Consider the following 14,454-nt stretch of genomic DNA (forward strand, 5'->3'; position numbering starts at 1 on the left):
GAAGGATAGACCACGATGACGACGCATACTAAGCCCGGATTCCGTCCGGCAAATCCCAATTTTTCCTCAGGTCCCTGTGCAAAACGCCCCGGCTGGTCGGTCGAAGCGCTCAAAAATGCCGCGCTCGGGCGCTCGCACCGCGCCAAGATCGGCAAGACCAAGCTCGAACAAGCGATCGAGCTGACCCGGGAAATCCTCCAGGTTCCGGCAGATTACCGCATCGGCATCGTGCCGGCCTCGGATACCGGCGCGGTCGAAATGGCGCTGTGGTCGCTGCTCGGCGAACGCGGCGTCGACATGGTCGCCTGGGAGAGCTTCGGTTCCGGCTGGGTCACCGATGTGGTCAAGCAGCTGAGGTTCGCCGATGTTCGCAGGTTAGAGGCGGACTACGGCGTGCTGCCCGACCTGACCAAAATAGATTTCGACCGCGACGTGGTCTTCACCTGGAACGGCACGACGTCGGGCGTGCGCGTGCCGAACGGCGATTTCATCCCGGCCACCCGCAAGGGCCTGACCATCTGCGACGCCACTTCGGCGGCCTTTGCGCAAAAGCTCGATTTTCAGAAACTCGACGTCGTCACCTTCTCCTGGCAGAAGGTCCTGGGCGGTGAAGGCGCGCACGGTATGCTGATCCTCAGCCCGCGCGCCGTCGAACGGCTGGAAAGCTACAAGCCGGCCTGGCCGCTGCCGAAGATCTTCCGTCTCACCTCGGGCGGCAAGCTGATCGAAGGCATCTTCAAGGGCGAGACCATCAACACGCCGTCTATGCTGTGCGTCGAGGACTATCTCGACGCGCTGCGTTGGGCGCAGTCGATCGGCGGCCTCGACGCGCTGGTCACCAGAGCGGATGCCAACGCCGCTGTTCTCGATCGCTTTGTCCGGAAATCTTCCTGGCTCGGCCATCTTGCCGTCGACCCGGCGACGCGTTCGAATACATCGGTCTGCCTTTCATTCACCGATCCGGATGTCGCGGCACTCAACGCCGATGGACAGGCTGCGTTCGCCAAGGCAATCGTCTCGGCGCTCGACAAGGAAGGCGTCGCCTACGACATCGGCGCCTACCGCGATGCACCGCCCGGCCTGCGCATCTGGTGCGGCGCGACAGTCGAGACCTCCGATCTCGAAGCGCTGCTGCCCTGGCTCGACTGGGCCTTTGCCGCGCAAAAGGCGTCGCTGAAGGCAGCCGCCTGACTCCCTCTCCCTCGAAGAGAGGGTGGCCCGAAGGGCCGGGTGGAGTCGCCTCCACCCGCTCACCGATCCGCCATCCAGAAAGAAAAAAGATTTGGCCGCATCCGGCCGCAATGACCCCACCCGGCGCTTCGCGCCGACCCTCCCCTCAAGGGGAGGGACGCCAATCGCAAAGGACCAAGCCAATGCCCCGCGTTCTCGTCTCAGACAAACTTTCCACCACCGCCGTGCAGATCTTCAGGGATCGCGGCATCGAGGTCGACTATTTGCCGGATCTCGGCAAGGACAAGGAAAAACTGCTCGAAGTGATCGGCCAGTATGATGGGCTGGCCATCCGCTCGGCGACAAAAGTGACGGAGAAGCTGATCAACGCCGCGACCAGGCTGAAGGTCGTGGGCCGCGCCGGCATCGGCGTCGACAATGTCGACATCCCGGCGGCGAGCCGCAAGGGCATCATCGTGATGAACACGCCTTTCGGCAATTCGATCACCACCGCCGAGCATGCCGTCGCCATGATCTTCGCGCTGGCCCGCCAGATACCGGAGGCCAACGCCTCGACCCATGCCGGCAAATGGGAAAAGAACCGCTTCATGGGCGTCGAGATCACCGGCAAGACGCTCGGCATCATCGGTTGCGGCAATATCGGCTCGATCGTCGCTACGCGCGGCGTCGGTCTGAAGATGCACGTCGTCGCCTTCGATCCGTTCCTGTCGGACAGCCGCGCCGAGGAACTCGGTGTCGAAAAGGTCGAGCTCGACGAGCTGTTCGCCCGTGCCGATTTCATCACGCTGCACACACCGCTTACCGACAAGACACGCAACATCATCGACGCCGCGGCGATCGCAAAGATGAAGACCGGCGTGCGTATCATCAACTGCGCCCGTGGCGGACTGATCGTCGAGGCCGACCTGATCGCGGCCTTGAAGAGCGGCAAGGTGGCCGGCGCCGGCATCGACGTGTTCGAGGTCGAACCGGCGGAGAACAACGCGCTGTTCGGCATGGAGAATGTGGTGGCGACGCCGCATCTCGGTGCCTCGACGATGGAGGCGCAGGAGAACGTCGCGCTGCAGGTCGCCGAGCAGATGTCGGACTATCTGATCAAAGGCGCCGTCTCCAATGCCATCAACATGCCGTCGATCACCGCCGAGGAAGCGCCGCGGCTGAAACCTTTCGTCAAGCTCGCCGAAGTGCTCGGCGCCTTTGTCGGACAGGTCACCGAGGATCCGATCAAGGAGGTCGAGATCCTGTTCGACGGCTCGACCGCGACGATGAATACGCGGGCGCTGATCAGCGCTACTCTTGCCGGGCTGATCCGGCCGCAGGTCGCCGACGTCAACATGGTGTCGGCGCCGATCATGGTGAAGGAGCGCGGCATCATCGTCGCCGAGGTCAAGCGCGACAAGTCGGGCGTGTTCGACGGCTATATCAAGCTAACGGTCAAGACCGAGCACAGGACGCGCTCGATCGCCGGCACCTGTTTTTCGGACGGCAAGCCGCGCTTCATCCAGATCAAGGGCATCAATCTCGACGCCGAGGTCGGTCAGCACATGCTCTACACGACCAATGCCGACGCGCCCGGCATCATCGGCCTGCTCGGCACGGTGTGCGGCGAGAACGGCGTCAACATCGCCAATTTCCAGCTCGGCCGCAACCGGCCGGGCGGCGATGCCATTGCGTTGCTCTATCTCGATGCGCCGTTCCCGGAAGACGTGTTGGCGCAGGTGCGCTCGCACAAGTCGATCGACTCGGCCAAGCGGCTGCATTTCGACGTCGGCGCGGCCTGAAATTCGATCGCCCCGTGTGCAGCAGCACGCGGGGCGCTTCCATGGTCGTTGACGGACCGCAGTGAACCGTCGCGGCAAGCGACTTCATTCAGCAGCGGATACCGCCATCTTCCGTCCGCTGTATTCGGCGAGGCTGATGCCGCCCAGCACCAGTGCGAGAGCCAGCGCCTGATAAAGCTGGAATGTCTCACCGACAATCAGCACCGACAGCAGCGTACCGAAGATCGGCACCAGATTGATGAACAGGCCGGCCCGGTTGGCGCCGATCAGCTCGTTGCCCCTGATATAGAAGATCTGCGAGATGACCGAAGCACCGATGGCGGTATAGAACGCGACAGCCCAGCCGCGGGCGTCGGGGACGATGACCTTGCCGGCGGCAATCTCCCACAGGAAGAAAGGCAGCGATGTGATGAGTGCGGCAACCGACAGCGCCAGCATCAGGCTCTGCCAGCGGATGACCGGCTTCAGCCGCAACCCCACCGAATAGAAGGAGTAGCAAAGCACGGCGACCAGCATGATCGCGTCGCCGAAGTTGAGATCCAGCTTGAGAAGCTGGTGCAGGTCGCCATGGCTCGCCGTCACTGCGACGCCGATGATGGTCAGCACGACGCCAGCGATCTGCACCCGGTTCACCCGCAGGCGAAACAGCACGAAATTGGCGATGATGATCACGATCGGTATCGCCGCCTGCTCGATCGAGACGTTGATCGCCGTCGTGTAGTTGAGCGCCGTGTAGAAGATCGCATTGAAAAAGGCGAAGCCGCAAGCGCCGAGCCCGCCAAGCAGCAACCAGTGCCGACGCACCACTGGCCAGTCCTGATGCAGCGTTCGCCAGCCGATCGGCAGCAGGATCAGAACGGCCAGACTCCAGCGCAGGAAGACCAGCGTCATCGGTGAAATGTGGTCGACGGCCAGCTTGCCGGCCACGGAGTTGCCGCCCCACAGCAAGGTGGTGAACAGCAGGAATAGGTAGGCGGCTCGATGCATCGTGACATTCCGGCCAGGCAGAGGGAATTTGACGTCGGTGTGGGACTATTGCGACCGCTAGCCCAAGTAAATGATGTCAAAGGCGAAAATTGTTGTGCCTCGGAGCGTTTTAGGTGGCAAAGAGTGGTCGCGCTCGCCGGGTCTTGACGCTATAGAGCGACGTGCGTGCAATTGGACGCTACAAGTACGCGTCGGAAGGCTTTAATCCTCGCGTCGTGCTCTCCGAAAATCGATTCCGTTTTTGGGGGCCGATGCGATAGAGGCCTGTCGTTTCGAACTGTTTTCAAGCTGCTCGTGCGGCGTCTCAAGGGAAAAGAAATATGGCCAATGTGGTGGTCGTCGGCTCGCAATGGGGCGATGAGGGCAAAGGCAAGATCGTAGACTGGCTGTCGGAGCGCGCCGATGTTGTCGTGCGCTTCCAGGGCGGCCACAATGCCGGCCACACGCTGGTCGTCGACGGCAAGGTCTACAAGCTGTCGCTGCTGCCGTCCGGCGTGGTGCGGCAAGGCAAGCTGTCCATCATCGGCAATGGCGTCGTCTTCGATCCGCACGCTTTCGTCGCGGAGGTTGCGAAATTGAAGGCGCAGGGCGTCGAGGTGACGCCAGACCGCCTGAAAATAGCCGAAAACACCGCGCTTATCCTGTCCTTGCACCGGGAGCTGGACGGATTCCGCGAGGACGCCGCGTCCAATTCAGGAACGAAGATCGGCACGACCCGCCGCGGTATCGGTCCCGCCTACGAAGACAAGGTGGGCCGGCGCGCGGTCAGGGTGATGGATTTGGCGGATTTGGAAACGCTGCCTTTGAAGGTCGACAGGCTGCTGACGCACCACAATGCGCTGCGGCGCGGGCTTGGCCATGCCGAGGTCACGCATGAGGCGATCATGAGCGAGCTGATTTCCGTCGCCGACGAGATCCTGCCCTATATGGACCGCGTCTGGAAAATCCTCGACGACAAGCGCCGCGCCGGCGAGCGCATCCTGTTCGAGGGCGCGCAAGGCACGTTGCTCGACATCGATCATGGCACCTATCCGTTCGTCACCTCGTCAAATACGGTTGCCGGTCAGGCCGCCGCAGGCTCCGGTGTCGGCCCGGGCGCCATCGGCTACGTGCTCGGCATCACCAAGGCGTATACCACGCGCGTCGGCGAAGGCCCGTTTCCGACCGAGCAGAAGAACGAGATCGGCGAGTTCCTGGGCACGCGCGGCCATGAATTCGGCGTCGTAACCGGCCGCAAGCGGCGCTGCGGCTGGTTCGATGCCGTGCTGGTCCGCCAAGCTGTCGCCGTCAACGGCATCAAGGGCATTGCGTTGACCAAGCTCGATGTGCTCGATGGACTGGACGAGATCAAGGTCTGTACCGGCTACCGCCTCGACGGCGAGGCGATCGATTACCTGCCGGCCAGCCAAGGCGCGCAGGCGCGCGTCGAACCGGTTTACGAGACGCTGGAAGGGTGGAAAGGCACCACCGCCGGCGCGCGCAGCTGGAACGATCTGCCGGCCCAGGCGGTGAAGTACGTCCGCCACATCGAAGAGCTGATCGGCGCGCCGGTCGCACTCCTTTCCACCAGCCCTGAACGGGACGACACGATACTTGTGACCGATCCGTTTCAAGACTAGTTTCTCAGCCTTTCCGGGCATTGCGGCTGATTTGCGGGGGCCGGCCCAGAAACAAATGCAGGTCGACTGAAGCATGGTAGATTTTGTTGGTGCCCTGAAAAAGACGCTAGACAAGCTTGATAAGCCGTCGGCGGAAGTGCGCGCCAAAGTTTATGACATGGCGCGTTCGACGATCGCGAAGAAAATTGCCGAACGCGATCCGCCGTTTGCGCCGTCGGATGTCGCCAGGCAGAAGCGCGCACTCGAAGACGCCATCGCAAGCGTTGAGCGAGAATATGCTAAACCGGCACCGGCATCCGATCCGCTGGCGGAACTGGAGGACATCTTCTCCTCCATCGACCGCAACAAGAACCAGCCCAGCCATGTCCGGCAGCCGGCAAAGACCGAGCCAGCAACGACCGGGCCAGCAAAGACCGGGCCGGCCCAGACTGGGCCGGCATGGCAGTCCACGCCCGCCAAGGCGGTGCCGAACTGGCAAAAGCCGCAGCCCGTCGCTCTTCCTCAAGAGCGCGCTGGTCCGCCGCCGTCCGATATGGATCTTCCGACGGCCGATGACCAGGACAGCGTTTTTCGGGGCGACGACTTTTCCAACGACGGCGGCCCCGCGGAGGACAGGTTCCAGCGACTCCATCCTGCCGAGCGCAGGCGCAGCTATGGCGGCGTGATCGCCGCCGCCATTGCCCTGCTGGTCATTGCCGGTGGCGGTTATGGCATCTGGCTGAACAAGGATGCGTTCGGCAGCATGCTCGGCCTCGACGAGACCAAAGCCGTCGCCACCGAACCGCTGGTAAAACCAGCCCCGGCCAAGCCGGTGGCCGATGCGGCCGTACCGGCCGCCGCGCCTCCGACGGAGGCCGGCGAGGGCGCGAAGTTTACGCAGCGCCTTACGCCCGAGGGCCACGAAGTCGATCCCGGCCCCGCGGCCGGGCAGGCGGGCATCGGCGAAGGCGAATCCGTCGCCGCACTGACCACGCCGCCGTCGGCCGCTCAAGCGCCGACCACCCCGGCACCCGGCGCGCCGGCACCGGCCGCACCCGCCGATACGCAAGCCACGGCCAATGCTCCAGCAGTCGATGGGTCCGCTGCGCCAACGCCCGCAACGCCGCCCGATGCTGCAGCTACTCCGCCAGCCCCTGCAACGGCCGCCCCACCGCCCGCGACGGCAGCGGCGCCGACGGTAGTTCCGCCGCAAGCCGCGTTGGCCGTCGGCCAGAAGGCGATCTTCTACGAGGAGCGCACCAGCACCGCTCAAGGCTCGGCCGAGCCTGGCAACATCGTCTGGTCGCTGGTGCAGGAATCGCCCGGCGGCGACCTGCCGCCCGAGCCGGCGATCCGTGCCGAGGCGACCATTCCAGGCAAGGATATCCAGTTGCGCATGACGATCCGTCGCAACACCGACCAGACGCTGCCGGCCAGCCACATCATCGAGATGATCTTCCTGACGCCTAATGGCTTCGAGGGCGGCGGTGTCGACAACATCTTGCGTGTCGCCATGAAGGGCTCCGAGCAGGATGCCGGCAGCCCGCTGATCGGCATCCCGGCCAAGATCGCCGATGGCTTCTTCCTGGTTGCGCTTAACGACACCAAGGCGGATGAAGACGCCAATCTGACCTTGCTCAGAGGTCAGGACTGGATTGACGTGCCGGTCGTCTACAAGACCGGGCGGCGGGCGCTGCTCACCATGGAAAAGGGAATTCCCGGCGAGAAGGTGTTCGACGAGGCGCTGAAGGCCTGGCAGACAAAGACGGCGGGGTGAGGCCGGCTCACCAGCCCAACGCCTCCTTGGCTCAGAAGCCCTGGAACAGCATGTCGAGCGCGCTCACGATGTCTTCGTGATGCCTGGTCAGATTCAGTCGGCTCTCGCCCAGTTCCGTCGCCGCAACCGTGGCGATCAAATGGGTGGCCATGACCAATTTCCGACCATTGATCTCGAAAACGGGATGGAGCCTTCGCATTGGTGATGGCGCCATCGCAACCGGCAGCAGCGGGACGACCACCCGGGTCTTGAAGTGGTCGAGCAGATCGGCCTGGACGTCGAGGAGATAGCCGCCTTCGATGCTACCCGCGAAGACGTCGTAGCGCGCCATCAGAATTGCCGATGTTCTGCCAGCGGAATACCGTGTTTTTCGACATATTCGTTCCACGCATCTATCGTCGCGCGGTTCTCAAGCTTCCACAGCCGCGTCTTTTCGGCGGCCACTGCCTCTGCGATGCCGGCTTCAGCGGCGCGTGAGACATTCACATCGAGCCCCTTGGCTTCCTTCATGAGCTTTGAGTCGATCGACAGATTTGCCGGCTGACGAACCGCATTCACAGCTATCTTGCGCATGATCACTCCGCAGCATGCGCATAATATATGCGCACTCCTGTCTAGCCGCAATGACACGGTGCTTGAACTCGCGAATTACCCCTCCATCTCCTCGCGCAGCATCTCGAGTTCCAGCCATTCCTCCTCGAGCGCTGCCAGTGTGACGCGCTCCTTGTCGAGCGCGGCAATCGTCTTCTGGAACGAGGCCGGGTCGCGCTCGTAATAGGCCGGATCGGCGATATTGTTCTCCAGCCGCGAGATCGAGGCCGACACCGCCTCGATCTTCTTGGGTAAGGTTTCCAGCGCGAATTTCTGCTTGAACGACAGTTTCCTGGCCGGGCCCTTGGGAGCGGCCGCGTCGCTCCTGCTTGCAGCCGTCGCCTCGCTGGTCTCTGCCTTCGGCCGCGCCTTGCGGTCGTCCAGCCTGGTGCCGCCGCGCTGCGCCAGCATGTCGGAATAGCCGCCGGCATATTCGATCCAGCGGCCGTCGCCGTCCGGCGCGATGATGCTCGTCACGGTGCGGTCGAGGAAATCGCGATCGTGGCTGACCAGGATCACCGTGCCGGCAAAGCCGGCGACCAATTCCTGCAGCAGCTCCAGCGTCTCCATGTCGAGGTCGTTGGTCGGCTCGTCGAGCACAAGCAGGTTTGCCGGCCGTGCCAAAACGCGGGCGAGAATCAGCCGTGCCCGCTCGCCGCCCGAAAGCTCGCGCACCGGCGTGCGCGCCTGTTCCGGCTTGAACAGGAAGTCTTTCATGTAAGAGACGACGTGGCGCTGTTCGCCATTGATGACGAGGTTCTCGCCGCGCCCGTCGGTGAGATACTGCGCCAGTGTCTCCTGTGGATCGACGGCCTCGCGCTTCTGGTCGAGCGTGGCGATCTCCAGATTGGTGCCGAGCCGCACCGTGCCTGCGTCCGGCTTCAATTCGCCGGTCAGCATCTTCAACAGTGTCGTCTTGCCAGCGCCGTTCGGCCCGACCAAGCCAACGCGATCGCCGCGCTGGATGCGGGTCGAAAATCCCTTGACCACGGTCAGATCGCCAAAGCTCTTCTCGATGTTCTTGGCTTCAATCACCAGCTTGCCGGATTCGGCGGCGTCGCTGGCTGTCATCGTCGCCGCACCCTCGGCGCCGCGATGACCGCGAAAGCGCTGGCGCATGGTCTGCAACTCACCGAGTCGGCGCATGTTGCGCTTGCGCCGCGCTGTCACGCCATAGCGCAGCCAGTGCTCCTCGCGCACGATCTGGCGACCGAGCTTGTGCTGCTCGCGCTCTTCCTCCTCCAGCACCGTGTCGCGCCATTCCTCGAAATAGCCAAAGCCCTTGTCGAGACGGCGGGTCTGGCCGCGGTCGAGCCAGATTGTGGCGCGTGACACGCGCTCGAGAAAACGGCGGTCATGCGAGATGACGACCAGTGCCGAGGAGGTGCGGGCAAGCTCCTCCTCCAGCCATTCGATGACCGACAGGTCAAGATGGTTTGTCGGCTCATCGAGGAGGAGAATGTCGGGCTCCGGCGCCATGACGCGGGCGAGTGCCGCACGCCTCGCCTCGCCGCCGGAGAGGTCGTTCGGCCGTTCTTCGCCGGTCAGGCCGAGATGCTCCATCAGATAGGTGGCGCGATAGGGATCGTCGGCGGGCCCGAGCCCCGCCTCGACATAGGCGCGGACGGTCGCAAAACCGTCCATGTCGGGCATTTGCGGCAAGTAGCGCACGGTTGCCGAAGGCTGGCGGAAGACTTCGCCGTCCTGCGGCTCGATCAGCCCGGCGGCGATCTTGAGCAGCGTCGACTTGCCCGAACCGTTGCGGCCGACCAGGGCGATCTTGTCGCCAACTGAGGCCGTCAGGGCGGCACCGTCGAGCAGCGGCGTGCCGCCAAAGGTCAGCTTTATCCCGTCGAGATTGAGAAGCGGCGGTGCCATGTCAGCTTTCAGGTAAGGGAAAAGGATGCGCGAGCAGCAGCGCGCGGCCGCTGGCCAGCGCGATTTCCAACCGGCCCCTGACCTCGTTGGAAATGGTCAGCGACGAGCCGAACGCAACCTCGACGTGGTCGAGCGGCCATTTGGCACCGGTGACGCTCAGGCCGGCGAGATCGGAGAAGCCGAGCACCGAAAACAGCGTGCCGTCGGCATAGTCGAAGCCAGCCTTTCCGGGCAGCAAGGGAATGCCTTCCTGTGCGCCGCTGGTCAAAAGCACTTCCGTCCCGCCTTCCGCCAGCCGGACGCTCAGCGCCATATGCAGGAAGATGTGGTCGGTGCGTTTGCCGCCGAAAGCGCCTGCGAGCACAAGGCTGGTCGCACCGCGTTCGAGCGCGGCAGCGATAGCGAGTTCACCGTCGGTCTTGTCCTTTTCGGCGGGAAACACCTGCCGTGGTACGGCGGCCAGATCCTCCGGCAACTCGGCAGGCACGGAATCGAAATCGCCGACCCAGAGTTCCGGCCTCAGGCCCAGCATACGGGCATGGCCGATGCCGGCATCGGCAGCGATGACGCGCGAGCCTTCGACCTGGCGGTCGAGCAGCGGCGTGCGGATGAGATCGCCGCCAAGCAGGATGGTGAATTTGCTCATATCTCGTGGCCCTTACCAGCCCTGCCCCAGAAACGGAAGAATGAAACGGAAGATGAAACGGCAGACGAAACGGAAGGCTGGGCTTTGGATGCCCGGCAAACTTCCGCTTGCGCAGCACTTCGGCCGGGCCTATGTGTCGAAACGCTCTAACGGGGTGCCGGACGCGATCTTCGCGGACCGGCTGAGAGGCAAGACTGCCAACCCGCTGAACCTGATCCGGTTTGTACCGGCGGAGGGATTAGACGTTTCGGACAGCCCGACGCCTCAATTCCTTTCAACGCGAACGAAGGAGGCGCCGATGCGCAGTTTTTTCCACTCTCTTGTCCCGATTGTCCTGCTTGCGGCATCCGCGCTCGCCCTGCCAGGGCAGGCATCGGCACAGGATAGACTGACCGTCTATACCTATGAAAGCTTCACCGCCGATTGGGGTCCGGGACCGGCGGTGAAGAAGGCCTTCGAGGCCGAGTGCAGTTGCGTCATCGAATTCGTCTCGGTCGCTGACGGCGTGGCGCTGCTCAACCGTGTGAAGCTGGAAGGGGCCGCCACCAAGGCCGATATCGTGCTTGGCCTCGATACCAATTTGACGGCGGACGCCAAGGCAACCGGCCTGTTTTCGCCGCATGGCGCCATATCGGATGTCAGCGTGCCGGGCGGCTGGCGCGACGATATTTTCGTGCCGTTCGACTATGGCTATTTCGCCGTCGTCTACAATACCGAAAAACTGAAGAACCCGCCGAAGAGCCTCAGGGAACTGGTCGAGGGCGATGCCGGAGAGAAGATCGTCATCCAGGACCCGCGCACCTCGACGCCGGGTCTTGGCCTGCTGTTGTGGGTCAAGTCGGTCTATGGCGACAAGGCGCCCGAAGCCTGGGCCAAGCTCAAAGCAAAGGTGCTGACGGTGACGCCAGGCTGGAGCGAGGCTTACGGCCTGTTCACCAAGGGCGAGGCGCCGATGGTGCTGTCGTATACCACGTCGCCGGCCTACCACATGGTCGCCGAAAACACCGAGCGCTACCAGGCGGCGTCCTTCGAGGAAGGCGAATACCTGCAGATCGAAGTTGCGGGGATCACCACCAAGGGCGCGAAGAACCCCCTGGCGGAAAAGTTCATCGCCTTCATGACCGGACCGAAATTCCAGGATGTCATTCCCGAAACCAACTGGATGTTCCCGGCCGGCAAGACCGACAAGCCGCTCAATCCGGCGTTCGACAAGCTGGTCAAACCGACCAAGACCTTGCTGTTCAGCCCGGAGGAAGTCGCGGCCCACCGCAAGGGCTGGGTCGATGAGTGGCTTGCGGTGATGAGCAAGTAGCTTTGGCCGATTGATCGAAGATGATCGCTCTACGGCGCCCCCCTCTGTCCTGCCGGACATCTCCCCCACAAGGGGGGAGATCGGACGGCACGGCGGCTTTCGCCAGTCGCCGATGTTGCTGGAATGAGCAGAGCGCTGAAACTGCCAATCTCACCCCTTGTGGGGGAGATGTCCGGCAGGACAGAGGGGGGCGCGAAGGAACGCAATCCTCACTAAGAATCTCGAATCTGGTGGTCTAGCGTGCAACGCGCACCATCATCTGACTCCCGCATCACCGCCGGCATCCTCGCGCTTGCGGCAATAGCACTTCTGCTCGGCGGAGCATTTGCAGGGCTGATCATCGAAGCCACACGCGACCCGTCCGGTGTCGCCTCCGCCTTCGATTCGTATCTCTTGCGTATCGTCCGTTTCACGCTCTGGCAGGCTCTGCTGTCGACCCTGCTCTCCGTCGCGCCAGCGCTGTTCGCCGCGCGTGCCCTGTCGCGGCATCCACAGTTTTTCGGGCGAGGCTTTATCCTGCAGCTTTTCGCCGTGCCACTGGCGCTGCCGGCCATTGTTGCTGCACTCGGTGTCTTGGCGCTCTATGGCCGCGCCGGCTATTTTGCCGGCACGCTGGGCGCGCTAGGCGGCCAGAGCTGGCCCGGCATCTATGGCCTGTCGGGCATACTCGTCGCCCATGTCTTCTTCAACCTGCCGCTGGCGACGCGGCTGTTCCTGGAGGCGTTGCAGACCGTGCCGGCCGACCAATGGCGGCTGGCGAGCCAGCTTGGCATGGGTGCTGCGCCGGCCTTCCGGCTGATCGAATGGCCGCCGCTGCGTGCGGCCTTGCCGGGCGTTGCCGGGCTCGTTTTCATGCTGTGCATCACCTCCTTCACCATCGTGCTTACGCTCGGCGGCGGACCCAGCGCGACGACGCTGGAGGTTGCCATCTACCAGGCGCTGCGTTTCGACTTCGACCCGGCGCGGGCTGTGACGCTGACCCTGCTGCAGATTGCCCTAACCTTCGTGGTCGTGCTGGCCTTGACGCGGCTTGGCGCCAATATGACCGGCGACGCCAATCTGCCGGTGGCGCCGCGCCGGTATTTTTCAGCCGGTGCGGCCGAGACCGTCCTGAACGCGCTGGTGATCGGGCTGGCACTGCTATTTGTCGCCGGGCCGATGGCGGCCACGCTGGCGGCCGGGCTTGGCGCCGATCTCGGCCGCCTGGCCGGCGAGAGCGCGGTGCGGCAAGCGACGGCGACCAGTGCCGTGCTGTCCGTCTTATCGGCGCTGCTCTCCCTGGCGCTGTCGCTGTCGCTGGTCATGGCACGCCGGGCGCTGGCGCTCACCCGGCGGACAGGCCGACGGACGCTGCTCGAACATCTGGCCGACACCGGTGCGGGGTTCGTCCTGGTGGTGCCGCCCATCGTCATCGGCGCCGGCTGGTTCCTCCTCCTGCGCACTGTCAGCGATGTCTTTGCGATCGCCCCTGTCATGGTCGTTGCGGTCAATGCGGTGATGGCGATGCCGTTCGCCATCCGCGCCATCCGCCCTGCCTATGACGCAGCGAGCGAACGCCACGAACGGCTTTGCGCACAGCTTGGCATCTCGGGCTGGAACCGGTTGCGGCTGATCGACTGGCCGTCGCTGCGGCGGCCGCTCGCCACCGGCTTCGCTTTCGCCATGGCGCTGTCGCTCGGCGATCTTGGCGTCATTGCGCTGTTCGGCAGCGATTCCGTGCAAACCTTGCCCTACCTGCTGCTGGCCCGCATGGGCAGTTACCGCACCGAGGATGCGGCCGGGCTGGCGCTGCTGCTCGGCCTTGTCTGCCTGGCGCTGGTGCTGACCGCGGACTGGATGGGAAGGAGGGAGAAATCATGATGCCGATCGGCCCGGAACGCTCCATTTCGGTGGAAAAAGGCGCGGCCGTGCGGCTCGATAATGTCTCGTTCAGCTATGGTGAAACGCCGCTTATGTTCGATGTCGATTTCCCGGCATCGGAAATCACCGCCATCATGGGGCCGAGCGGTTCGGGAAAGTCGACACTGCTTAATCTGGTGGCCGGTTTCGAGGCGCCACGGTCAGGCCGCGTGCTCATCGGCGGCGCCGACGTCAGCACTGCGCCGCCATCAGCGCGGCCGGTATCGATGGTGTTCCAGGAAAACAACCTGTTTGCCCATCTGTCCCTCGAGCAGAATGTCGGGCTCGGCCGCTCGCCTTCGCTCAGGCTGGGCGAGGCTGACCGCGCCGCAATCGCCGCAGCGCTGAAGCGCGTCGGCCTTGCCGGCAAGGAAAGCCGACTGCCGCGCGAACTCTCCGGCGGCGAGCGGCAGCGCGTCGCGCTCGCCCGGGTTTTAGTGCGCGACCGGCCGGTGCTGTTGCTCGACGAGCCGTTCGCTTCGCTCGGACCGGCACTGCGCGACGACATGCTCGACCTGGTGGCCGACGTCCATTCGGAGCAGCGCATGACGGTGCTATTCGTCACGCACCAGCCGGACGATGCGCGCCGTATCGGCCAAAACATGGTTTTCCTGGACGGTGGCACGGTTGCCGCGACCGGCACCGCCGCCGATTTTTTCGTTGGGGCTGGACCGGAGGCATTCCGACGCTATATCGGCTCGGGTCCGTTTGCGGCTGGATCACGAGATGTTGCCCGGAAGCGGACATAATTTATGGTCAAACCGGCGGAAGGCGAAGCGGCGCTTGCTTGCCAT

At 63.8% G+C, this 14,454-nt stretch carries 12 protein-coding genes and 1 riboswitch; of the genes, 7 read left to right on the forward strand and 5 right to left on the reverse strand.

What is annotated here, in order from left to right; all coding sequences use genetic code 11:
• Nucleotides 1-15: 15 nt before the first annotated feature.
• Nucleotides 16-1,191, forward strand: a complete 1,176-nt coding sequence (locus NKJ72_RS05055; protein ID WP_352476114.1) for a phosphoserine transaminase — start codon at nucleotides 16-18, stop codon at nucleotides 1,189-1,191.
• A 182-nt stretch (nucleotides 1,192-1,373) separates the two neighbouring features.
• A complete protein-coding gene (gene serA, locus NKJ72_RS05060) occupies nucleotides 1,374-2,972 on the forward strand; it encodes a phosphoglycerate dehydrogenase (protein WP_352476115.1) in 1,599 nt (532 codons plus the stop codon).
• Between the two features lie 84 nt (nucleotides 2,973-3,056).
• Here serA and NKJ72_RS05065 read toward each other — a convergent pair whose 3' ends face one another.
• Entirely contained in the window at nucleotides 3,057-3,959 is a 903-nt protein-coding gene (locus NKJ72_RS05065; RefSeq protein ID WP_352476116.1) for a DMT family transporter, read from the reverse strand.
• 320 nt (nucleotides 3,960-4,279) lie between these two features.
• Between NKJ72_RS05065 and NKJ72_RS05070 the strand changes: the two genes are divergently transcribed.
• Together NKJ72_RS05070 and NKJ72_RS05075 are read left to right on the forward strand one after the other, a co-directional pair.
• Nucleotides 4,280-5,578: an adenylosuccinate synthase gene (locus tag NKJ72_RS05070; RefSeq protein WP_352476117.1), complete on the forward strand. Its 1,299-nt coding sequence runs from the start codon at nucleotides 4,280-4,282 to the stop codon at nucleotides 5,576-5,578.
• A 73-nt stretch (nucleotides 5,579-5,651) separates the two neighbouring features.
• Nucleotides 5,652-7,334: a hypothetical protein gene (locus NKJ72_RS05075; RefSeq protein ID WP_352476118.1), complete on the forward strand. Its 1,683-nt coding sequence runs from the start codon at nucleotides 5,652-5,654 to the stop codon at nucleotides 7,332-7,334.
• 31 nt (nucleotides 7,335-7,365) lie between these two features.
• On the opposite strand, the gene NKJ72_RS05080 is transcribed toward NKJ72_RS05075, so the two are convergent.
• From NKJ72_RS05080 to NKJ72_RS05095, 4 genes are all read right to left on the reverse strand, one after another.
• Nucleotides 7,366-7,665, reverse strand: a complete 300-nt coding sequence (locus NKJ72_RS05080; RefSeq protein WP_352476119.1) for a CcdB family protein — start codon at nucleotides 7,663-7,665, stop codon at nucleotides 7,366-7,368.
• Nucleotides 7,665-7,907, reverse strand: coding sequence for a type II toxin-antitoxin system CcdA family antitoxin (locus NKJ72_RS05085; protein ID WP_254816484.1), 243 nt, complete (start codon nucleotides 7,905-7,907; stop codon nucleotides 7,665-7,667). The genes NKJ72_RS05080 and NKJ72_RS05085 overlap by 1 nt, the downstream gene beginning before the upstream one ends.
• Before the next feature lie 75 nt (nucleotides 7,908-7,982).
• Nucleotides 7,983-9,803, reverse strand: coding sequence for an ABC-F family ATP-binding cassette domain-containing protein (locus tag NKJ72_RS05090; RefSeq protein WP_352476120.1), 1,821 nt, complete (start codon nucleotides 9,801-9,803; stop codon nucleotides 7,983-7,985).
• 1 nt (nucleotide 9,804) lies between these two features.
• Nucleotides 9,805-10,449: a thiamine diphosphokinase gene (locus NKJ72_RS05095; protein ID WP_352476121.1), complete on the reverse strand. Its 645-nt coding sequence runs from the start codon at nucleotides 10,447-10,449 to the stop codon at nucleotides 9,805-9,807.
• A 140-nt stretch (nucleotides 10,450-10,589) separates the two neighbouring features.
• Nucleotides 10,590-10,704, forward strand: a riboswitch (TPP riboswitch).
• 43 nt (nucleotides 10,705-10,747) lie between these two features.
• On the opposite strand from NKJ72_RS05095, the gene thiB reads away from it, so the two are divergent.
• The 3 genes from thiB (at nucleotide 10,748) to thiQ (ending at nucleotide 14,409) form a co-directional block, all read left to right on the forward strand.
• Nucleotides 10,748-11,761, forward strand: coding sequence for a thiamine ABC transporter substrate binding subunit (gene thiB, locus NKJ72_RS05100; protein WP_352476122.1), 1,014 nt, complete (start codon nucleotides 10,748-10,750; stop codon nucleotides 11,759-11,761).
• A 240-nt stretch (nucleotides 11,762-12,001) separates the two neighbouring features.
• Nucleotides 12,002-13,621 (forward strand): thiamine/thiamine pyrophosphate ABC transporter permease, encoded by a 1,620-nt coding sequence (gene thiP, locus NKJ72_RS05105; protein WP_352476123.1) that lies wholly within the window; start codon nucleotides 12,002-12,004, stop codon nucleotides 13,619-13,621.
• Entirely contained in the window at nucleotides 13,618-14,409 is a 792-nt protein-coding gene (gene thiQ / locus NKJ72_RS05110; protein ID WP_352476124.1) for a thiamine ABC transporter ATP-binding protein, read from the forward strand. The genes thiP and thiQ overlap by 4 nt, the downstream gene beginning before the upstream one ends.
• Nucleotides 14,410-14,454: the final 45 nt, after the last annotated feature.

Source organism: Mesorhizobium sp. M0045, assembly GCF_040323385.1.
Classification (GTDB): Bacteria; Pseudomonadota; Alphaproteobacteria; order Rhizobiales; family Rhizobiaceae; genus Mesorhizobium.

Coding starts and splice junctions, on each gene's coding strand:
- NKJ72_RS05085 (WP_254816484.1), bottom strand. CDS start 7,907: ATGCGCAAGATAGCTGTGAATGCGGTTCGTCAGCCGGCAAATCTGTCG.
- NKJ72_RS05080 (WP_352476119.1), bottom strand. CDS start 7,665: ATGGCGCGCTACGACGTCTTCGCGGGTAGCATCGAAGGCGGCTATCTC.
- NKJ72_RS05075 (WP_352476118.1), top strand. CDS start 5,652: ATGGTAGATTTTGTTGGTGCCCTGAAAAAGACGCTAGACAAGCTTGAT.
- serA (WP_352476115.1), top strand. CDS start 1,374: ATGCCCCGCGTTCTCGTCTCAGACAAACTTTCCACCACCGCCGTGCAG.
- NKJ72_RS05065 (WP_352476116.1), bottom strand. CDS start 3,959: ATGCATCGAGCCGCCTACCTATTCCTGCTGTTCACCACCTTGCTGTGG.
- thiQ (WP_352476124.1), top strand. CDS start 13,618: ATGATGCCGATCGGCCCGGAACGCTCCATTTCGGTGGAAAAAGGCGCG.
- NKJ72_RS05070 (WP_352476117.1), top strand. CDS start 4,280: ATGGCCAATGTGGTGGTCGTCGGCTCGCAATGGGGCGATGAGGGCAAA.
- thiB (WP_352476122.1), top strand. CDS start 10,748: ATGCGCAGTTTTTTCCACTCTCTTGTCCCGATTGTCCTGCTTGCGGCA.
- NKJ72_RS05055 (WP_352476114.1), top strand. CDS start 16: ATGACGACGCATACTAAGCCCGGATTCCGTCCGGCAAATCCCAATTTT.
- NKJ72_RS05095 (WP_352476121.1), bottom strand. CDS start 10,449: ATGAGCAAATTCACCATCCTGCTTGGCGGCGATCTCATCCGCACGCCG.
- NKJ72_RS05090 (WP_352476120.1), bottom strand. CDS start 9,803: ATGGCACCGCCGCTTCTCAATCTCGACGGGATAAAGCTGACCTTTGGC.